A 20,756-nucleotide genomic window follows, 5' to 3' on the forward strand; every position below is an offset into this window, starting at 1 on the left:
TCAGAAGCTGGCGCGCACGCCGGCGGAGAACTGGGTGACGTCGCGGTAACCGGCCACTTCGCCCACCAGACCCCAGGTCTTGGTGAAGTTGATCTGACCGCCGACCGAGCCGACCCAGGTGCCTTCGAATTCATTGCCACCGTCCATGTAGCCGGCCTTGATCCAGGCTTCGGTCATGCGCGACGGCTTGCCACGCAGGCCCATGGTGGCGCGCACCAGGTTGGTGTGGTCCTTGCTGGTCAGGCGGCCGAAGTCCACGTCCTTCACGGTCAGCTCGGCCTGCTGGCGCACCCAGGCGATATCGGCGGTGTAATCCACGCGGTCGCTGAAGGGCATGTGGTAGCCGATGCCCAGCTCCGGCTGGTTCAGTTCCAGCTTGAAGGTGCCGTAGGTGTAATCGTAGGACTTGCTGGCGTAGTTCCAGGCGCCGAACACGTGCACCTGCTCGGCCAGCGCGATCGAACCGCGCAGGTAACCGCCGTCGACCTTCGGGTCGTTCAGGTCGTCGTCGCTGGTCTTGAACTGGGTCCAGCCACCTTCAACGTAGGTGTAGCTCAGGGCTTCGGCCTGGGCCGACAGCGGGGCAACGGCCAGCAGGGCGGCCACGATCAGAATCTTGCGCATGGAAGTTCCTGTAAGAATTTCAGTCCATTGGCGGGATACCGTCGTGGCAGCCCGTGGCGACGTCATGTCGTCCGAACCGGGAGTTTAATGAAAAATTTACAGATTGCGAGCGACGCCCGTCACAGCTGGGGGCGGCGGGCGGGGTCAGATCCGTTTCCGAAGGAAAACGGCTCTGACCCCGGGGAGGAATAAGCCAATGGGGTCAGAGCCCTTTCCGCTGGAAAGGGATCCGACCCTTTGGGCACCCCGTTCAGCCCGGGCTGGTACACTAGCCGCGCCGGTTCGCCGGTACACAAACGTCTTCAGGGCGGGGTGCGATTCCCCACCGGCGGTAGGTGCGCAAGCACGAGCCCGCGAGCGCCCCGGCCCACGGCCGGGGGTCAGCAGATCCGGTCCAATGCCGGAGCCGACGGTATAGTCCGGATGAAAGAAGACGGTGCCACAGGGCCTTCGCGGCCCTGCGCCCGCCTGTTTGCCTTGCGGCGTTTTTCGCTCACTTTCCGCGGAGAACGTTACTTGTTTACTGGAATCATCGAAGGCGTGGGCCGTCTGGCCGCGCGCGAAGCCATCGGCGGCGATGTCCGCTTCACCTTCAACGTCGGCAACCTGCCGTTCGATCACGTGCAGATGGGCGAGAGCATCGCCATCAACGGCGTCTGCCTTACCGTCATCGCGTTCGACGCCAGCAGCTTCCAGGCCGATGCGTCCACCGAGACCCTGGGCCTGACCACGCTGGGCCAGCTTGCCGAAGGCGCGGTCATCAACCTGGAGCGCGCCATGCGCCCGACCGACCGTCTGGGCGGCCATCTGGTCAGCGGTCATGTCGATGGCCTGGGTCAGGTGCTGTCCATCCACGAAGATGCGCGCGCCCAGCGTTGGCGCTTTGCCGCGCCGGCCGCGCTGCGCCGCTACATCGCCAAGAAGGGCTCGATCTGCGTGGACGGGGTCAGCCTCACCGTCAATGAAGTGGACGACGAAGGCTTTGAAGTCGCCCTGATCCCGCACACCGTGGCCAACACCGCCTTCTCCGCCACCGGCGTGGGCAGCGCGGTGAACCTGGAAATCGATCTGGTCGCTCGGTATGTCGAGCGGCTGTTGGGTGAAGGAGCCCGCGCATGAACTTCGCCCCCATCCCCGAGATCCTGGAAGACATCCGCCAGGGCCGCATGGTCGTCATCGTCGATGACGAAGACCGCGAGAACGAAGGCGACCTGATCATGGCCGCCGAGCTGGTCAAGCCGTCGGACATCAATTTCATGGTCACCCACGGCCGTGGCCTGGTGTGCCTGCCGCTCACCCGCACGCGCGCGGCCGATCTGGGCCTGGCGCCGATGGTGCAGTCCAATACCGCGCAGTTCCAGACCAACTTCACCGTCAGCATCGAAGCCGCCGAAGGCGTGACCACCGGCATTTCCGCGCATGACCGCGCCCACACCATCCGCACCGCGGTGAAGCCGAACGCGAAGCCGGCCGACCTGCACCAGCCGGGCCACATCTTCCCGCTGATCGCCCAGCCCGGTGGCGTGCTGACCCGCGCCGGCCACACCGAAGCGGGCGTGGACCTGGCCATGCTGGCCGGGCTGGAACCGGCGGGCGTGCTGGTGGAAATCCTCAACCCGGACGGCAGCATGGCGCGCCGCCCGGAACTGGAAGTGTTCGCGCGCGAGCATGGCCTGAAGATGGGCTCCATCGCCGATCTGATTGCCTACCGTCTGGCCACCGAAAAGACCGTCGAGCGCGTGGACGAACGCGAGATCGACACCGAATTCGGTCCGTTCAAGCTGGTCACCTACCGCGACCGCATCGCCCACGACCTGCATTTCGCCCTGGTGCGTGGTACCCCGGTAGCCGACACCCCTACGTTGGTGCGGGTGCAGGTGGAAAACCCGCTGGCCGACCTGCTGCACTGGCGCCGCGACGATTTCGGCGTGGCCGCCACCGATGCGCTGCGTGCGATTGCCGCTGAAGGCGCCGGGGTGATGGTGGTGCTGTCGGCCCCGCGCGACGGCGAGGCCCTGCTGGCCCGCCTGCGCCAGCAGCCGGCGCCGGTGGTGCCGGGCAAGGACAAGGACGTGGGCCAGTGGCGCCGCAACGGTGCCGGCGCGCAGATCCTGTCCGACCTGGGCCTGGGCAAGCTGCGCGTGCTGGGTACCCCCCGCCGCCAGGTCGGCCTGGCCGGCTATGGTCTGGAAGTGGTGGAGACGGTGACCCTGTAAAGGGTGCCCGATGGGGTCGGAGCCCTCGGCGCGGGATCCGACCCCGGTAGCGCCGGGCCATGCCCGGCCGATCCCAGGCCCCCCGCCAACCACGGTCGGGGCCCATCCACGCTAGAATTACCCCCTTATCGAACCCCCAAGCCGCTTATGAGCCACTACGAAGGCGATCTTCGCACCCCCGAGACGGCGCGCTTTGCCATTCTGGCCAGCCGCTGGAACGCCCGCATCACCGATGCGCTGGTCGCTGGCGCCCGCCAGAGCCTGGCCGGCAACGGCATCACCGAAGCCAACATCGACGTGATCCGCGTGCCGGGTGCCTGGGAACTGCCGCTGGTTGCCGCGCGCCTGGCCGCCGCCCACGAACACGCCGCCATCCTCACCCTGGGCTGCGTGATCCGCGGCGATACCCGCCACTACGAACACGTGGCCGACCGCTGCGCCGAAGGCCTGATGCGCGTGCAGCTGGATTTCGGCGTGCCGGTGCTGAACGGCGTGCTGGCGGTGGAACGCGTTGAAGACGCCGAGGCCCGCGCAGGCGGCAGCCACGGCAACAAGGGCGAGGAAGTCGCACTCGCCGCACTGGAAATGGTCAATCTGCTGGAGCAACTGCCATGAACAAGAACACCCAGGGCAAGCCCTCCGGTAAACCCGTCCGCCGCGATGGCATCGACCCGGTGCTGCGCTCGCGCGCCCGTCGGCGCGCCGTGCAGGCGCTCTACGCATGGCAGATCTCCGGTGGCAACGGCCAGTCGCTGATCGCCCAGTTCGCCCACGAACAGGCGCGCGAAATCGCCGATCTGGCGTATTTCGAAGCGCTGGTGCACGGCGTGCTGGACAACCGTCGTGACATCGACGAAGCCCTGGCGCCGTACCTGGACCGTGGCATCGAAGAAGTGGACGCCATCGAACGCGCCGTGCTGCGCCTGGCCGGCTACGAGCTGCGTTACCGCCTGGATGTGCCGTACCGCGTGGTCATCAACGAAGCCATCGAATCGGCCAAGCGCTTCGGTTCCGAGCACGGCCACACCTACGTGAACGGCGTGCTGGATCGTGCCGCCGTGGAATGGCGCAAGGTCGAATCGGGTCACTGATCCGGTTCCGCTTCTGGCGGATGCCCTGATTCTGCCTTCGGTAGGTGCCAACCTTGGTTGGCACTGATGCCTGATATCGCCATTACCTCGGGAGCACGCCATGTCCCTGGCCGAATTCGCCCTCATCGACCGCATCCGCGCCCGCACCGTCGAACGCGACGACATCGTGCTGGGCATCGGCGATGACGCCGCGCTGCTGCAGCCGCGTGCCAACGAGCAGCTGGTGGTCACCGCCGATACGCTCAACAGCGGCGTGCATTTCCCGGCAGAAACCCCGGTCTTCGATATCGGCTGGAAGACGCTGGCAGTCAATCTTTCCGATCTGGCTGCAATGGGTGCGCGACCGGCATGGTGCACGCTGGCACTGTCGTTGCCGGAAGCGAGCGAAGAATGGATCGAGGCCTTCGCCGACGGTTTCTTCGCCCTGGCCGACCAGCACGACATCGCGCTGATTGGTGGGGACACCACGCGCGGTCCGCTGTCGCTGTCGGTCACTGCCATGGGCCAGGTCGGCCGTGGCCAGGCACTGCGTCGTGATCGCGCGCAGGTGGGCGACGATATCTGGGTCAGTGGCACGCTGGGCGATGCCGCTGGCGCCCTGCGCCTGTGGCAGCAGGGCGCGCTGAACGTAGCCACGGCCACGCTGCTGGCCGACTATGAAAGCCTGCGCCTGCGCCTGCTGCGGCCCACGCCGCGGGTGACCTTGGGCCTGCGTCTGCGCGCGTTCGCGCATGCGGCGGTGGATGTGTCCGACGGCCTGCTGGCCGACCTGGGCCACATCGCCACGCGCAGCGCGGTGGCGGCGCATGTTGATGCCGATCTGTTGCCGGTTTCGCATGCCCTGCGTGAGTTGCTGGGCCGCGACGGCGCACGTGACTGTGCACTGCGCGGTGGTGATGACTACGAACTGTGCTTCACTGCCGCCGCCAGCCAGCGCGACGCGCTGCACTACCTGGCCGAATCGCTCGACCTGCCGCTCACCCGCATCGGCCGAATTGCCGAAGGGCAGGGCGTGCATGTGGACGGCGAAGCCGCCGACGGCGGATACCAGCACTTCGCGTAGCGGCACCGGTGCTGCTCTGGCAGGTGGCCACCTTGGTTGGCACGAAACCGTGTCGACCAAGGTCGACACCTACCAAGCCGTGGGTGTAACGGCATCGCTCAGCGCTAGGCTGCCTGCACCTGCAAGCCCACGTACTCGGCCAGCCCCCGGCAGGCCAGCAGCAGGCCTTCGCGCACGTGGTCGCCCACCTGCTGGCACGCATCGCCATCCACGCGCACCCGGTCGATGGCGTGCAGCAGTTCCAGCAGCTGCGTCAGCCCGGCCGTGGCCCGATCAATACGCGCCACGGCCCAGCGCTGGCTCTGGCTTCGCCCCTGTACCGGCAACGGCTGCCCATCGGCGGCATCTACTTCGCGGATGGCCTGCAGGCAACCCAACAGGGTTACACCATTGTGGGCGGACTCGGCCTGCAGGCTGGCCAACGTGGTTTCGAGCGTGCGTGCCAGTTCATCGGGCAGGCGCGTGGCGGCGTCGCCCAGGGTGGCGAACAGGTAAGGAAGGCGGGTGGCGGTCATGGCGGCGTCCTGATGCATGCGGCGAAGAGGCCACCCCGCTGTACAGCGAGGGTGGCGGACGGTGTGTGGTTCCAATACCGGTGATTAGCGTCGCCAAATGCCGGCGGGCACGAGGCCCCCACGCACCGCCCGCCATGAAGCACGCGGACGGATTGCCTGCCGACGCCGCCCAACAAGGAAGGAGCGACGCCGACAGACAAGCGTAAACGACACTAATCAAACGGGATTGGAAGCCCGTGCCACCCGTTGTCGGTGGCCGCCCATGATTTGCGCGCATCGTCCGCGCTGCCAATGAGGAAAGTTTGAAACGTCGAAACTGTTGGAAAATCGCGGTGGGCGACAGCACCGTGGCTGTACGTGCCGATTGCGACATTCTCTGTAGAGTCGAGCCATGCTCGACTGCTGTCGGCCGCAGTTGAGAAAGGCAGTCGAGCATGGCTCGACTCTACAGAGCGCAGAACGGCGCCGGATTGCTCCGGCGCCGTTCTGTTGCCATTACCAGCTGTAAGCCACCGATAGATTGCCGGTTGCTTCGCGGTATCCACTATCACCACGCATCACGCCAAACCCGCCCCAGGCACTGAAGCCGGAGCGGAACTCCACCCGTGCACCTGCGCTCAGCTCATAGCGGTTGCGCGGAATGCCGGCCTTCAGCACGTCATCATCGAAGGCGATGCCATTGCCCGCACCATCGCGGTACCAGTTGGCCGCCAGGTACGGGCTGACCGAAGCCCCCGCGGCCGAGCGCGATTCACCCTGCAGGCGCAGGCCAGCTCGGCCCGACAGGCCGCTGTCGCCCTGCGCACGTACCACCGTGCCGTTGGCTTCGGTGTGCACGTCGGTCTTCGCATCGGTGTAGATCAACTGCAGTTCCGGCTGCAGGCTCAGCGCGGTATTGCCGATCTGCCCAATGTTGAAGCGGTAGCCGGCTTCCACGGACGACTGCCAGATATCCGAGTCGTAGCGTTCCTCGGCCAGACCATCGCCCTGCACGCGATTGCGGAACTGGCCGCGCTGCACGCTGGCATCCACATACAGCGCATCGTTGGCCCAGTTGCCGTACACGCCCAGCGCGCCACCTTCCGCCTTGCCGCGTGCACTGAAACCGGTCACGTCCGAACGCGAAGTCGCGCTGCTGCGTGCGGCAGTGCCCATCACACCGACACGGCCACGGCCGTCATCGAACACGCCGATATCCGCACCCAGCTGCAGGCGCGAGCGGTCCACGCGCAGGTCGAGCTGGTCATCCACCGCCCCCAGCGTGCTCTGCGTGGCATCCACACGGGCCCAGCCACGGATGCCATCCACCGCTGCTGCGCTGCCCTGGCGGTCGCGGTAGCTGTGGCGCAGCATCTGGTCCAGCGCGAACTGGTTGGCCAGGTAGGCGCCGGTTTCCGGGCGCAGGATCGGCGGCGGCGGGTCGATCGGATCGATCGGGTCCACCGGCTTGCACTCGGGGAGGGTCGGGTCCACCAGGCACGGGTCGGGCGCGGTGGCCAGTTCCGAACGCAGGTACCAGTTGCCGTTGGCATCCTTCACCAGGAAGTACTCGTACTGCCCGCCCACGGCGCGGCCGACCAGATCGAACTGCGCGTTGGAGGCACCACCGATGTCGATCAGCGCGATGCCGCGATCGGTCTTGGCACCGGCACCCCCGGCGTTGAGCACGCGCACGTTGGCCTGGCCAGTGGCATCACCGGCAATCACCAGCCTGTCGGTCAGCGAGGTGTCGTCACCCAGCTGGGTGTTGAACAGCAGGGTGCCGCCGTTGCCGGTGAACTCGTCCAGGCTGAGCGTGTTGAAGCTGCTGCCATTGCCCAGCGCCACGGTACCGCCCGCGCCCAGGGTGAGATGGCCAACGTTGCTGTCGCCGGTCATCAGCCAGGTGGCATCGCTGTCGATGCTGGCGGTGGTGACGTTGATGAAGCGGCCGTCGATCTGGGCCTTGTTGCGCAGGGCGACGTCCAAGCTGCCATCGACCGTGGCGGCATCGAAGCTGACATTGCCGATCAGGCGCGCGTCGTCCACGCTGAAGCGCACATGGCTGGCGCCGGGGGTGGCGATACCGTCGCGCGAGTCCACCTGCAGCAGGTCGCCATTGCCCGCGATCAACTGTGCACCGTTTGCCACGGTGATCTCGAAGTCAGCAGCGTCGTCGGCAGCCACGCGGATGGCCGCGCCGCGCCTGGCCCGTATAGTGGAGCTGTCAACATCGAGGCGCAGTGTATCGGGCGTATAGCTCGTGCCATACATCAGTACGCCTACGTTATCTGCATCAATCTCAGAGCCGTTTACGATGTAAACATGACCATTGTGCATGCGTACGCCCAATCCGCTGGAAATATCGCTGCCGCCGACTGCATCCTCGACGCGCACATAGGTTGAATCCAGCATGGACCATGCGCCCGGAAGCGGAATACTTGCGGGGGTGCCGCCAAGTGACAACCCGATGCTGAGCACTGCGTCCGGCGGAAGACCTTCGGCGGCTGTCACCAGAATGCGACTGCCCACCAAGTGTGCCGATGCCGCGCCCGACACCAGGACACCGCCACCTCGAAATACACTGCGTTCTGACTGCAGGATGGCAGAGCCATCGAGCTCGACAGCACGCTGATGTGAGCCACTGCGGCTGACCGTTGCGTCTGACAACGTCACCAGTGAATCAACTGCGCTGATGGTGCGGGTCTGCCCACCGGTCACGTTCAGCACCGCGTTGTTGTGCAGCGTCCATTCCTCAATCGGGTCGCCGTCGTTGACCGTTCCCACGGTACCGTCCAGATCACCGGCCCAGGCGCCGGCCAGCGGCAGCATGCATAGTGCGAGGACGATGCCACGGGTCAGCGTGCGTTGATGAGGATAAGCAGCGCGGGTGCAATAAGGGTGCATGGTCTTGTCCTTGCTGGGAAAGAGTCGACACAGAGAATCGTTCAGGCGCACGTTAAGCACGTGGCTTTTCGACCTGTTTGCGTGAAGCAGGCGTGATGGGCCGAAGCGCGAAGCCTGTGTCTCGATTGGCACGAATTCTGCGCGGAGGCAGGGCGGCGGCCCATGCAATTAGTTGCAAAGCATGGCTCGGTTGGAGGCGCGAGACGGATGATGTTCAGTGTGGTGAATCCGATGCGGACGCGGGTGCGACAGCACGCTGCAGCGGCTTGGGAATGCAACCAATTCGATTGCCACCCTTGCGGCCCCTTCCTACGGTAATGGCCCTTCCATTGGAGCGTCCCCGCATGCGTCCCGTACTTCTTCGCCCCCATCTGCTTGCCGTGGGCTTGTCTGCCGCTCTGGCGCCGTCGGTCGCCATGGCACAGCAGGTCATCGCCGATGGCGACGAACAGAACCCGGCGGCGGGTGACTACCGCACTACTGATCCGGTGGAGCCGGGTAATCCGGCCGGGCATGCATTCCTTGCCATCAACGGCGGCACCCTCATTCCAACCGGAACGGTCAATCTGATTACCGAAGGGCAGCGAGCTGCCGCCGCGCGCGCCGAGGGTGCAGGAAGCCGTATCCAATTGCAGGCGGGCGGTGTCCTGACCTCTGGCTATGGTGCCGCCGGCCTTTCCGCCGCCAATGGCGGCCACGTGCAGGCCAGTGGGACGCATATCGAGACGCGCGGCACGGCCGCGTCGGGGGCCGAAGTACTGTCCGGTGCGCTTTCGCTGGATAACGTGCAGATCACTACCCGTGGCGGGTTGGCCCATGGCATCAGCGTGCAGCAGGGGCAGGCAGTGGTGCGCGACAGCGCGATCGAGACTCTTGGCGACCAGTCCAATGGGCTGGACGCGAGAGATGGAACTTTGTTGGCCGAGCGTCTGCATATCGCAGTGGCGGGGGCCGGTCATGGCGTGTGGGCGCAAGGTGGTAGCGATGTCACGCTGCGCTCGGCGCGGATCGACGGGAGCGGCGCCGGCTCATCGGGCGTGCTGGTAGGGCTGGGCAGCAGGGCGGTGCTGGAAGATGTGGACATCGATCTGTCCCACGAACGATCTGGCACGGGGCTGTTCGTCGGCGGTGAGCTTGAGATGCGCGGAGGCAGCGTGCATGCACGGGGTGACCACGCGTCCGCGGTCAGCTTCGCCACTGGTGGCGGCGGCGTGCTGCGCTTGGATGGAGTGGAGCTGTCCGGTCACTTCGGCATCCATATGACCGAAGGCGCGGACCTCACCCTGCACGGCAGCTGGCTCGACAGCATGTCGACCGGCATCGACATGAACCAGCGTGATGTGGTGGCGCGTGTGACCGATTCGTTCATCACCACTCGCAATGGCATTGGCATTCGCGTGATGAATGGCGATCTGATGGTGGATGGATCGACCATCACGGCCGATGGCACCTATTGGCAGGCTATTTCGGTGCTGGGAGGCAACGCGCGGGTGAGTGGCAGCCGGCTGCGGACGTTCGGTCAGAACGGTCATGGGCTTTATGCGGAAGGCGGTTCAGCGGTTGCGAATGGCAACACGATCGACATTCTTACCGAAGGCAATGGCGCCATCGGTGCGATCGCGCGCCTTGGCGGCACGGTGCATCTTGCCGACAGCGTGGTGCGCACCACCGGCCTCAGTTCGCATGGCGTGCTGTCCGGCGGCACGGGCGAAATGACGCTGACCAATACCCAAGTGCGTACTGAAGGTGAAGGTGCGTGGGCTGCGGTGATCAACGACAACGGCCGCATGAGCATCGACGGTGGCTCGCTGGTGAGTGCACAGCACGGTGGCATCTGGTGGCGCAGCAGCCGCGATCCAGCACTGACGTTGAGCAACGGCGCGGTGGTGTCCGGCGGCAATGGCATTGGCCTGGCGCTGGATGCAACCGTTGCCGGCCGCTTCGATGTGGCGCTGGAAGGTGGCTCGCAGCTGCACGGCGATATTGTCATCACCCCCGAGGATGAAGACGCCGGCTTGGTGCCGCAGTCCGAGGTGCACGTGCGCCTGTCGGACGGCGCGCTGTGGCAGGGGTCTTCCGACCTGGTGCAGACGCTTTCGCTTGAAGCTGGCAGCCAATGGACATTGACCGGTGATGCCACGGTGGGTGATCTGCAGGTGCGGGACAGTGCGGTTGCACTGTCCGACGGCAGTGGCACCTTCAACACACTCACCGTGGACGGCGACCTGCATAGCGCGGGTGCCACTTACCTGTTCCAAGGCGCGCTGGCCGGCGATGATTCGGCCATCGACCGCCTGCACGTGCGTGGTGATACCTCGGGCGATGCAAGCATCGCGGTGAAGAACATCGGCGGTGTGGGTGCCCCCACCGCTGACGGTATCCAGTTGATCGAGGTGGATGGCGCTTCGCTGGCAGCCTATACGCTGGCCGGTCGCGCGGTGGGTGGTTCATACGAGTACTTCTTGTTCCAGGGAGGATTGAGCGACCCCACGGACGGGAACTGGTACCTGCGTTCGCAGTGGTTCGACCTCTGCAAGGACGACCCAGGTGCCCCGGGGTGTGTGGTAGATCCCGGCCCGGACCCCATCGACGATGGTGAGGGCGAAGATGGGGGCGGCATCGTCGATCCGATCCTGCCGCCGCCGGTACTGCGCCCGGAAGCGGGTGCCTATCTGGCCAATCAGTCCGCTGCGGTGAACATGTTCGCGCACCGCCTGGGCGACCGCATGGGCGCGATTGCGTTGGAGGATGATCGCGCCGCCTGGGCTCGGGTCGCCCGCAGCAATGCCGACTTTACTGCCGTGGGCAGCCAGCTGTCGGTCGATGGCAACACCTCGGTACTGCAGATCGGCAGCGACGTGCTGCGGCGGGGCAACGCTGCCTTCGGTGTGATGCTGGGCAGCGGCCGTGCTGACAACACCGTGGTCTCGCGCCTGACCGGTTACAGCGCCAAGGGGCGCGTGCGCGGCATGGCGTTGGGCGTGTACGGCACCTGGATGCAGGATGCAGAAGGAACCGGCGGTGCCTATGTGGATGCGACCGCGCAGTACGGCCGCTTCGACAACCGTGTGCAGGGCGTGGGGCTTGAGCGGGAGCGCTACAGCGCGCGCACGCGCACTGGCTCGCTGGAAGGCGGCTACACGTTCAACGTGTGGCAGGGCGCTTCCGGCAATATGTACCTGCAGCCACAACTGCAACTGACCTACAGCGACTACGACGCCGATCGGCACGTGGAAAGCAATGGCACGGTGGTTGATGGCGCAGAGGCAGGCGGGCTGGCCGGGCGCGTGGGTGTGCGCGCGTTCGGCCAGCGCGCAGGCACGGTGGTGCAGCCGTATGTGGGCGTGAACTGGCTGCGTGGCGGCGGTACCAACGCGTTGCAGTTCAATGGTGACAGGCTGGGTGCGGACGTGCCGCGCAACCGCTATGAAGTGCAGGCCGGTGCCGAGCTGAAGATCAGCCAGCGCCTGCGCGCGTGGGGTGGCCTGAGCGTGGAGCGCGGTGACCGCGGCTACCGCGATGCAAGCGGTCAGGTGGGTATGCGCCTGGGCTGGTAAGCAGGGATGGTGGGGTCGGATCCCATTGCCACGGCACTGGGATCCGACCGCCAGCGGCTGCTGCGTAGCCGAAACGATGCTCGGCGCATCGTGTCCTTGAGGAAAGGCCGCCGTGCCCGGCTCGGCAGCTGCGTTGAGCCGGGACCTTTCCTGAACCCTGTCGATGCCTGTCGCGATTGGCCATTGAGTGACAGCGTAAACAGTGTCCATGCTGCCGCCCTGTCTTCTGCCGGGTGCCCGCATGTCCCCTCCCGAACATTCCCGCACCGCCGCCATCGATGGCTTGCGAGCGTTGGCGGTTCTGGCTGTCGTGATTTTCCACGCCAACGCAACCTGGCTGCCTGGCGGCTTCACCGGTGTGGATCTGTTCTTCGTGGTTTCCGGCTTCGTGATCAGCCAGTCGCTGGCCGCACGCGCGAATGCATCACAGGGAGCGCTGCTGCTCGATTTCTATCGGCGCCGCGTGCTGCGCCTGCTGCCGGCGCTGCTGGTGATGCTGGTGGTCACCTTCGTACTGTCGGCGCTGTTCATTCCGCGCGCCTGGCGCAATGAACAGTTCGACCAGACCGGTTGGGCCGCGCTGGTTGGCTTCAGCAACATCGTGCTGGCCGGCCAGCAGGACGATTACTTCTCACCCGGCGCCGAACTCAATCCGTTCCTGCACACGTGGACGCTGGGCGTGGAGGAGCAGTTCTATCTGGTCTTCCCGCTGCTGTTCTTCGTGTGGCTGCGTGGGCGTGAGCGCTGGCCGGGGGCGCGCTGGTTGTTGCCGGTGCTCACCGTGCTGTCGCTGGCGTGGGCAGGCTGGCAGGCCCACACGGCACCAGCGGCAGCGTTTTACCTGCTGCCTGCGCGGTTCTGGGAGCTGGCCGCGGGGGCGCTGTTGTACCAGTGGATGCGTACGCGTACGCCGGGCCAGAGCGGTGATGCGGTTGCCGTGGCGGGTCTGGCGCTGCTGGCCGCAGGCGTGGTGATTGCGCCTGGGCTGGCGATGCCGGTGCCGGGCGTGCTGGCCACGGTGGCCGGTACCCTGCTGCTGTTGGCGTGTGTGTCGACACCGGGTACATCGCGCATCGCTCGCGCGCTGGGCTGGGCACCGCTCGCCTACCTGGGGCGCCTGTCTTACTCGCTGTATCTGTGGCATTGGCCGCTGCTGGTGCTGCTGCGCTGGACCTACGGTCTGCAGGGCGCGGCACTGTGGTTGTACCCGGTGGTGCTGCTGGCGGTATCCGCCGCTTCCTACCACTTCATCGAGCGTCCGCTGCGCAGCTCGGCACCACTGCTGCGCCTGGCACCGGCCAAGGTGCTGGCGATGGCGCTGCCAGTGGTCGCGCTATGCAGCGCAGGCGCCTGGGCCACGGTGGAATACCACGAGCAGCTCTCGCTCAGTGTTACCCGCGATGGCTATGCGTGGCAGGCGCGCCGCTACCCGGCGTGGCGCCCGCTGGAGCCGGTGAGTGCACCTGCTCTGGAAGGGCGGCGACTGTTCGTGGTGGGTGATTCGCACGCAGCGGCGTATCGCACCATGACCAGCATGGTCGCGCGACAGACCGGCATGGACCTGCGCCAGCAGGATCGTGGCGGCTGCAGCTTCGTCAACCTGCTGCGTGCGAGCCCAGCCGATTGCCAGGGTTTCATTGAAGACGCGTTGTCGACCATCGATCGCGAGGCGCGCCCGGGTGACGTCGTGCTGCTGGCGGCCTTGCGCATGCCGGAGCTACGCGGATTCGATTGGCAGCGGCAGGATGCGCAGCAGATCCATCGTCAATTGCTTGCCGAGCGTACCCCGGCCCATGCGCAGGCGGCACGCGATGAGGCTGAGCGCGTGGTGGGACGTCTGCAGAAGCTGGGAGTGCACGTCGTGATCGACGCACCGCTGCCGCTGTTCAGGGCCGGTGCTTATCGTTGCTCGGACTGGTTCAACCGCCACAATCCGGCCTGTGCCGGTGGTCTGAGCATGTCGCGCGCCGATCTGGAGAGGTTGCGTGCGCCGCAGATGGCGTTGCTGGCTGAGCTGGCAGCGCGCTATCCATCACTGACGGTGTGGGACCCGCTGCCACTGTTGTGCGGTCCCGACGTCTGCTCATCAGTGGAGGATGGCCAACCCCTCTTCTTCGACAACGACCACCTGAGCGGGCACGGCAACCGCGTGCTGCTGCCGCATTTCCGCCAGCTGCTGATCGACACCGTAGAGTCGAGCTTGCTCGACTGATCTTTCTGTAGAGCCGAGCCATGCTCGGCTGGTTTTGCATAGATGATGGGGTCAGAGCCCATCGCCGTTGCGATGGGATCCGACCCCGATCAATCACGCATTACGTCGGCGGCAGTACCTTGCCCGGGTTGAGAATCCCATCCGGGTCCAGCGCGGCCTTGATCGCGCGCATCGTTGCCAACGTGGCCGGGCTGAATGCCTGCGCCATGAAATCGCGCTTGGCCAATCCAATGCCATGTTCACCCGACAGCGTACCGCCCAGCGCCAGCGTCAGTTCGAAGATCTTCGGCAGCGCGGCATGTGCGCGTGCGTTCTCGTCTCCATCATCCGGGTGATAGAGGATATTGACGTGCAGGTTGCCGTTGCCGGCATGGCCGAAGGTGACGATGGTCAGCGTGTACTCGCGCGCCAGCGCCTGCACGCCAGCTACCAGCTCCGGAATGCGCGATACCGGCACCACCACGTCTTCATTGATCTTGCCGGGCGCGACGGTGCGCAGTGCGGGCGACAACGCCTTGCGTGCCGCCCACAGCTGGTCACGCGCGCGGCCCTCCATTGCCACGTCCAGCTCGATCATGCCGGCGCCTTCGGCGGCGCTGGCCAGTGCCTGCAGCAGATAGGGCAGCGTGTCGTGGTCACCGTCGGCTTCCACCAGCAGCATCGCGCCGGCCTCGGGTACCTCGGCACCGTTGAGGCGCAGCAGCTCCAGGCTACGCGCATCCATGAATTCCAGGCGCGTGGGCACTACCGGCTGCGACATCAACCGCGACACGGCCGCTGCGGCGGCATCGGCATCGCGGTACAGCACGCGCAGTCCAGCCTGGCTGACCGGCAGCGGGGTCAGTTTCAGGGTGGCTTCCACGATCAGCGCCAGCGTCCCTTCGCTGCCCACCAGCAGGTGGGTGAGGTCGTAGCCGGTGGAATCCTTGGTGTAGGCACCACCGCAGCGAATCACCTCGCCGGTGCCGGTGACCGCGACCAGGCCCAGCACATTGTCGCGGCTGGTGCCGTACTTCACCGCGCGCGGGCCACCGGCATTGCAGGCCAGGTTGCCGCCCACGCTGCAGATCTCGGCGCTGGACGGGTCCGGCGCCCAGAACAGGCCGTGCGGCGCCAGCGCCTGCTGAAGCGTTCCATTGAGCACGCCCGGCTGCACCACCGCGCAGCGGTCACCGGCACGGATCTCGACAATGCGGTCCATGCGGGTGAACGACAGCACAATGCTGCCCGGCGACGGCACCGCTGCGCCGGTGGTGCCGGTGCCGGCGCCGCGCGCGACCAGTGCCACGCCATGCGAACGGCAGGCGTGCACCAGCGCCTGTACCTGTTCTATATCGGCCGGCAGTGCAACGGCCGCTGGGCGCTGGCGGCGCCAGGAATTGTCCTGCGCGTTCGCTTCCAGCGCGTTGTCATCCATGCGCCAGCCCTCGGTGCCCAGCAGGGCAGACAGTTCGGCAACCAGGGCAGCGGGCAGGGCAGTACTCATGACGGATCTCGCGGGACAGCAGGGGCAGGTTGGATCAGTTTCCAGGCAACAACGGCGCCGGCCAGCGGCAGCCACACCCAGCGCAGTTCCGACAACAGCGTGGCCAGGCCACGTGCGCTGAAGAACTGCGGCGCGAAGGGCGACACGCGGATCGGCCGCCAGGGCGCGAAGAAGCGGTGCTCGCTCCACGGCCAGGCCAGGGCAACGCCCAGGCCGCCGGAGGTCATCGCATCAAGCAGGGGATGGCTGGCCGCGCAGACGAAGACGAACGCCATCGCCTGCACGGTGGATACCAACGTTGGCCCTCGCTGGGTAGGTGCCAACCTTGGTTGGCACACGACGCACCACACCGCCGCCAACATCGCCAACACCCCGGCAAACAACAACGAATGGCTGGCCCCGCGATGCCCGAACGCATCGGCGTAGGGGATGTGCAAAGCGAACGCCAGTACATCGGCATCGGGCAACATCGCCGCCATCACACCCGCAGCCAGCAGCCACGCTGGTATGCGGCCGCGATCAGCCGCGCACCATAGCGCCAGCGGCACGGCGGCGTGGGTCATGATCGAAGGCATCAGTCACGCACCATGGTCGTGCCGGACAGGCTGCGCTCGGGTAGGTGCCAACCTTGGTTGGCACAGAAGCGCCGACCAAGGTCGGCGTCCATCGAAGCGAAGGTATCCATCAGCAATCATCCAACCGGAAGGCGTCGCGCAGCCAAGACAGCTGCGGCGGTTCGCCCGTAGCTTCCACCACATCAAAGCGGCAAGGCGCGTTGGCCAGGGTAGGATGGTCCTGCAGGTAGAGCTGCGCGGCATGGGCCAGGCGGCGGCATTTGCGTGCGTCGATGGAAGCAGCACCGCTACCGAAGTCCGATCGCGCGCGGTAGCGCACTTCCACGAACACCACGGTGCCGGCGTCCTCCATCACCAGGTCCAGTTCGCCGCCGCGGTAGCGCACATTGCGTGCGCGCCGCTGCAGGCCGGCCTGTTGCAGGTGCAGCTCGGCGGCGGCTTCCACCGCCGAGCCCCGTTGCAGGTGCTCAGCGACCACCGGCAATCGGCATCGGGCGGCCACCGCTGAAGGTGGACCACGCCGGCTGGCGCAGGATGTTGCCGTTGCTGTCCAGATACAGCGTGCCGGTAGCGCCGTCCAGGCCGCCTTCGTTGGACAGTTTTTCCAGATAGGCGCTGATCTTCCAGGCATCGGCGCCGAAGGCGAACAGACGGCTGGCTGCACCGCGCGCGCTGGGCAGGGTCTGCGCCACCTGGGCGGCCGAAGGCAGGCCGGACACGCTGCGCACGTTCCAGGCTTCGTTGGGGTAGATGATGCCGTCCAGCGCCACGTCTTCTTCCACCTTGCCGCTGCCGGTGGTCAGCTGCGAGGTGCCCACGCGGGTGGCACCGCCGGCACCGGCCAGGGCCAGCTGCGGGGCCAGCAGGCGGGCCTGCGGCGCACGCACGGCCAGGAACACGGCATCGACCTGGCCCGCGTTGCGGACCTGTGCGCCCACATCGCCCACCGCGTCGCTGATGCTGACGGTGGCAGCAACCGTGCCACCGCGCTGGGCAAAGCGCTGCGCGAATGCAGCCGCGGCGCGGCGGCCGGTGTCGTCACTGCTGTTGATCACCAGCGCCTTGCTGCGCTCGCGGCCGCGCAGGTATTCGGCGGCGACGATGCCGTCGTCTTCCGGCGCCAGCGAGAACCCGGCGCTGCCGGCCGGCGGCGCATCCTTGCCGCGGTTCAGGCCCAGCACCGGCACCGGCAGCTGCGCGCGACCGTACACCGCGTCCACCTCGTCGCGACCCAGCGGGCCGACCACGAAGTCGACGCCCGAGGCGACCGCCTTGTCATAGGCCGCCAGGGCGCCGGCCGGGGTGCCGGCGGTATCGAAGAAGTTGATCTCCGGGCGGCGCCGGCTTTCACCGTAGTACGCGGCCAGCAGGCCATCACGCACAGGCTGTGCCGCGGTGGCCAGGCGGCCGCTGAGCGGCAGCAGCACGGCCATCTTCGCCGGCGGGCGGTAGCCATCGCTCATGGCCGGCGGACGCTTGCTGGTGTCGAACTGGGCCGCGCCGTCGCGGTCGAACGGGCGCGGCAGCGGCAGGCCGCGGGCAATCAGGGCGCGGCCGGCGAAGTTGTACAGCGGGTCGTTGGCCGGCAGCGCGGCAGCGCGGCTGCGCAGGGTGGCATCGTCCAGCGTGCCCAGCAGGCCGGCGATCGCGGACTGGTTTTCGTTGCGGGCGGTGCCGGTCAGGCCGGCATGGGCGCGGGCACGCTCGGTGGCGGCGGCGAAGCTGTCACCGCTGGCCTGCAGGGCGCTGGCGCGGGCCAGGTACCAGCGGGTGCGCAGGCTGGGGTGCACGTTGTCGCCGTGCTCCTTCAGCAGGGCCAAGGCCTGCGCCGGCTGCTTGTCGGCCAGTGCCAGCTCGGCGCTGGTCAGCTGGTAGCGCTGCAGGCTGGCACCGCTCAGCTGGCGGGCGGTCAGCTGGCCCAGCAGGCTGCGCGCGCGGGCGCTGTCACCGGCCAGGTGCCAGGCCCAGGCCGCGTCGGCCAGGGTATTGCTGCGGGCGGTGCCGCGCAGGGTCGCGGCCTGCGCTTCCAGCTGCAGGGCGGCGTCGCGCGGTTTGCCCTGTTCAATCAGCGCCAGCGCCTGGCTCTGGGCCGGCGACTCAGGGGCGCTGGTCAGGCTGGTGGTGGCACAACCGGCCAGCAGCATCAGCGAGAGCGACAGGGCGGAGATCCGTGCGGCGGGCTTGTTCATGATCGGGTCCATGCGATGAGGGCAGCGGCCTTGGCCAGGTACACGCTACGATTCTACCCTTGCCCCGTGAGTACCGCTGAAATGAGTGTGCCAACCCTGTATGTCGTCGCCACGCCGATCGGCAACCTGGCCGATCTGAGCCCGCGCGCGCAGGAGGTGCTGCGCTCGGTGGCGGCCATCTGTGCCGAAGACACCCGCCGCAGCGGCCAGCTGCTGTCCCATTTTGGCATCCAGCAGCCGCTGGTGGCCCTTCACGAACACAATGAAGAGGCCCTGGCGCAGCGCCTGGTGTCGCGGCTGCAGGCCGGCGAATCGCTGGCACTGGTGAGCGATGCCGGCACCCCGCTGGTCAGCGACCCGGGCTTCCGCCTGGTGCGTGCGGCCCGCGCGGCCGGTATCAAGGTCAGCCCCATTCCGGGGGCCTGCGCCGCCATTGCCGCGCTCAGTGTGGCCGGCCTGCCCAGCGACCGCTTCAGTTTCGAGGGCTTCCTGCCGGCCAAGGCCAGCGGCCGCCGTGACCGCCTGCAGGCACTGGCCGGTGAAGTGCGCACGATGGTGTTCTATGAATCCTCGCACCGCATTGCCGAATCGCTGGCCGACATGGCCGCGATCTTTGGCGGCGAGCGCCCGGCGGTGCTGGCGCGTGAGCTGACCAAGCTGTTCGAAACCGTGCTTGATGGCGATCTGGCCAGCCTGCTGGCCCAGGTGGAAGCCGACGACAACCAGCGCAAGGGTGAGTTCGTGGTGATGGTGCAGGGCGCCGGCGACGATGAAGAGGCCAAGCTGGCCGAGGGCCGCCGGGTCTACGCCAAGCTGAGCGACTACCTGCCGCCGTCCACCGCCGCCAAGCTGGCCGCCGAGCTGACCGGTGCCCCGCGCAAGGCGTTGTACGGCCGGTAGCGCCGGGCCATGCCCGGCGAGCGCGTAGCGCGGCGGGAATGCAAGGATGTCGCGATCAGCATCAATGCCCGATCGGCGTCAGGTCATCAGAGCCCCGCAGCGCCGGGCATCATCGGGCGTCCTGCGGAACGAGGTTCATGCGTGGAGGTGCTGACAGGGCGCGCGAAAAGGCCGAACTGCTGCTCCCGCACTTCTTCAACGGCACCTTCGGCCTGTGTGTCGCCGACCCGTCCACCGGTGCCGGTATTGCCAGAACGGAACTGCTGCAGGAACAACTGCTCGCACTCCTCAGTGATGAACGCACGGCTCTGGACGCACGTATCTACAAGCACGCGCTGTTGGCACTGATCGACGCGTACGCTCAGGCGTCGATGCCATTCTCGCCTGCCGAGTACGATCGCAGCAGTCGAAAGCGATTGGTGGATGATCTCCGTCGGTAGCTGCGCACGCCGTCCTGAGTGGCGTGCACCGCTGCGCAGCGCATTCCCGGGGCGTGTATTGGAACGCGGGCCGATCTGCGGAATGATGGGGCGAAACGGGCAGACGCCCCGCAATTCCCTTCATGAAGGAAAGGAACATGTTGGCCACCACACTGCCACTGCTATTGGCGCTGGCTGGCGCGCCCGCCCAAGCCGCCGCAGGAGGTGACAGTGAGCCCATGAGCGAAGCGGACCTCGGCCCGGAGTACGTCGGCTACGCGCTGTTCGATCCGGGGCTGGTGGAATTCAAGCGGCTTCAGTCGGCCGGCCATTACGGCAGGTACCTGACCTACCGTATGGCGCGCGACGCGCTGGAGAACTACGACGCGTGTCTGCATGGCGCCCCCGGCAACCGCGTGCAGATCGAGGCGGCCTACCAGCAGTTGGTGCACAGCCAGCAGCGCCATGTCAGTGCGGCGCAGTGGCGCGAGCTGCAGCAGGCCCTGCGCGCGGCGCGCACGCGGGTGCCTGAGCGTACGCCATGGGAATGTGCCGGGTTCGTGGACAACGCGCCCTACTTCGATGCGGCGCTGGACGATGCCCTGCTGGGCGCCGCCGAGCTGGCGCGCGAGAAGGCCGGGGAAGGGGAGACGCGCAGCGATGCGCTGCGTCCGGTCCTCGGCGTTCAGATGGGGGGGCCGGCCTTGATCGAGTCCGAGCCTGGCCCAGGCCCGGCCCGCCGGGCGGGCCTGCGCATGGGCGATGAAGTGTTGGCGGTGGCAGGCACCCGGGTGAAAACCGTGTTCGGTGTCGGCCAGGCGTTGAAATCCCATGCGCCGGGCGACCGTGTGGACGTGCGCGTGCGGCGTACGGAGTGGAACGGTTCGCAGCCACAGGCGCGCGAACTGACGGTGGTGGTTGAGTTGGAGTCGCGTGCAGCGGTGATGGCGCAGGAGAAGGACCGGTAGATCCACGCCATGCGTGGAGGAACACGTCGCGTGCCGCGATCAACCGGGCAGGAAG

At 67.0% G+C, this 20,756-nt stretch carries 17 protein-coding genes and 1 riboswitch; of the genes, 10 read left to right on the forward strand and 7 right to left on the reverse strand.

Going from position 1 to position 20,756, the window contains the following annotated elements; genetic code table 11:
- On the reverse strand, positions 1-624 hold the full coding sequence (locus C1932_RS03280; RefSeq protein WP_108761224.1) for an outer membrane beta-barrel protein: 624 nt from the start codon (positions 622-624) through the stop codon (positions 1-3).
- Between the two features lie 294 nt (positions 625-918).
- A riboswitch (FMN riboswitch) is annotated at positions 919-1,063 on the forward strand.
- Between the two features lie 77 nt (positions 1,064-1,140).
- On the opposite strand from C1932_RS03280, the gene C1932_RS03285 reads away from it, so the two are divergent.
- From C1932_RS03285 to thiL, 5 genes are all read left to right on the forward strand, one after another.
- Positions 1,141-1,743 carry a riboflavin synthase gene (locus C1932_RS03285; protein ID WP_108748503.1) on the forward strand — a complete coding sequence of 201 codons (603 nt, stop codon included), beginning with the start codon at positions 1,141-1,143 and terminating at the stop codon, positions 1,741-1,743.
- Positions 1,740-2,840, forward strand: coding sequence for a 3,4-dihydroxy-2-butanone-4-phosphate synthase (gene ribB / locus C1932_RS03290; protein ID WP_108761225.1), 1,101 nt, complete (start codon positions 1,740-1,742; stop codon positions 2,838-2,840). The genes C1932_RS03285 and ribB overlap by 4 nt, the downstream gene beginning before the upstream one ends.
- 147 nt (positions 2,841-2,987) lie before the next feature.
- Entirely contained in the window at positions 2,988-3,455 is a 468-nt protein-coding gene (gene ribH, locus C1932_RS03295; RefSeq protein WP_108761226.1) for a 6,7-dimethyl-8-ribityllumazine synthase, read from the forward strand.
- Entirely contained in the window at positions 3,452-3,931 is a 480-nt protein-coding gene (gene nusB / locus C1932_RS03300; RefSeq protein ID WP_108748505.1) for a transcription antitermination factor NusB, read from the forward strand. The genes ribH and nusB overlap by 4 nt, the downstream gene beginning before the upstream one ends.
- Before the next feature lie 100 nt (positions 3,932-4,031).
- Positions 4,032-4,994, forward strand: coding sequence for a thiamine-phosphate kinase (thiL, locus tag C1932_RS03305; protein ID WP_108761227.1), 963 nt, complete (start codon positions 4,032-4,034; stop codon positions 4,992-4,994).
- A gap of 104 nt (positions 4,995-5,098) precedes the next feature.
- Here thiL and C1932_RS03310 read toward each other — a convergent pair whose 3' ends face one another.
- Together C1932_RS03310 and C1932_RS03315 are read right to left on the reverse strand one after the other, a co-directional pair.
- A complete protein-coding gene (locus C1932_RS03310) occupies positions 5,099-5,509 on the reverse strand; it encodes a hypothetical protein (RefSeq protein ID WP_108761228.1) in 411 nt (136 codons plus the stop codon).
- Between the two features lie 495 nt (positions 5,510-6,004).
- Complete coding sequence (locus tag C1932_RS03315; protein WP_108761229.1) at positions 6,005-8,320, reverse strand: autotransporter outer membrane beta-barrel domain-containing protein; 2,316 nt, start codon at positions 8,318-8,320, stop codon at positions 6,005-6,007.
- 419 nt (positions 8,321-8,739) lie between these two features.
- Between C1932_RS03315 and C1932_RS03320 the strand changes: the two genes are divergently transcribed.
- Positions 8,740-11,952: an autotransporter outer membrane beta-barrel domain-containing protein gene (locus C1932_RS03320; protein WP_108761230.1), complete on the forward strand. Its 3,213-nt coding sequence runs from the start codon at positions 8,740-8,742 to the stop codon at positions 11,950-11,952.
- 241 nt (positions 11,953-12,193) lie between these two features.
- Positions 12,194-14,164, forward strand: a complete 1,971-nt coding sequence (locus C1932_RS03325) for an acyltransferase family protein (protein WP_234412290.1) — start codon at positions 12,194-12,196, stop codon at positions 14,162-14,164.
- Positions 14,165-14,264: 100 nt separating this feature from the next.
- Here C1932_RS03325 and C1932_RS03330 read toward each other — a convergent pair whose 3' ends face one another.
- The 4 genes from C1932_RS03330 to C1932_RS03345 form a co-directional block, all read right to left on the reverse strand.
- On the reverse strand, positions 14,265-15,650 hold the full coding sequence (locus C1932_RS03330) for an FAD-linked oxidase C-terminal domain-containing protein (RefSeq protein ID WP_108761232.1): 1,386 nt from the start codon (positions 15,648-15,650) through the stop codon (positions 14,265-14,267).
- Positions 15,647-16,225, reverse strand: coding sequence for a metal-dependent hydrolase (locus tag C1932_RS03335; protein WP_108761233.1), 579 nt, complete (start codon positions 16,223-16,225; stop codon positions 15,647-15,649). The genes C1932_RS03330 and C1932_RS03335 overlap by 4 nt, the downstream gene beginning before the upstream one ends.
- A 109-nt stretch (positions 16,226-16,334) precedes the next feature.
- Complete coding sequence (locus tag C1932_RS03340; RefSeq protein WP_199912004.1) at positions 16,335-16,703, reverse strand: YraN family protein; 369 nt, start codon at positions 16,701-16,703, stop codon at positions 16,335-16,337.
- Positions 16,693-18,414: a penicillin-binding protein activator gene (locus tag C1932_RS03345; RefSeq protein ID WP_108763342.1), complete on the reverse strand. Its 1,722-nt coding sequence runs from the start codon at positions 18,412-18,414 to the stop codon at positions 16,693-16,695. Before C1932_RS03345 ends, C1932_RS03340 begins: the two co-directional genes overlap by 11 nt.
- 81 nt (positions 18,415-18,495) lie before the next feature.
- Here C1932_RS03345 and rsmI point away from each other — a divergent pair, with 81 nt between their 5' ends.
- From rsmI to C1932_RS03360, 3 genes are all read left to right on the forward strand, one after another.
- Positions 18,496-19,314, forward strand: a complete 819-nt coding sequence (gene rsmI / locus C1932_RS03350) for a 16S rRNA (cytidine(1402)-2'-O)-methyltransferase (RefSeq protein WP_108761235.1) — start codon at positions 18,496-18,498, stop codon at positions 19,312-19,314.
- Between the two features lie 137 nt (positions 19,315-19,451).
- Positions 19,452-19,754, forward strand: coding sequence for a DUF6058 family natural product biosynthesis protein (locus tag C1932_RS03355; RefSeq protein ID WP_108761236.1), 303 nt, complete (start codon positions 19,452-19,454; stop codon positions 19,752-19,754).
- A 137-nt stretch (positions 19,755-19,891) separates the two neighbouring features.
- The gene (locus tag C1932_RS03360; RefSeq protein ID WP_159094496.1) at positions 19,892-20,701 is read left to right on the forward strand and encodes a PDZ domain-containing protein; all 810 of its coding nucleotides are present in this window, start codon (positions 19,892-19,894) and stop codon (positions 20,699-20,701) included.
- Positions 20,702-20,756 lie beyond the last annotated feature (55 nt).

The sequence above is a fragment of the Stenotrophomonas sp. YAU14D1_LEIMI4_1 genome (genome assembly GCF_003086815.1).
Taxonomy (GTDB): Bacteria; Pseudomonadota; Gammaproteobacteria; order Xanthomonadales; family Xanthomonadaceae; genus Stenotrophomonas.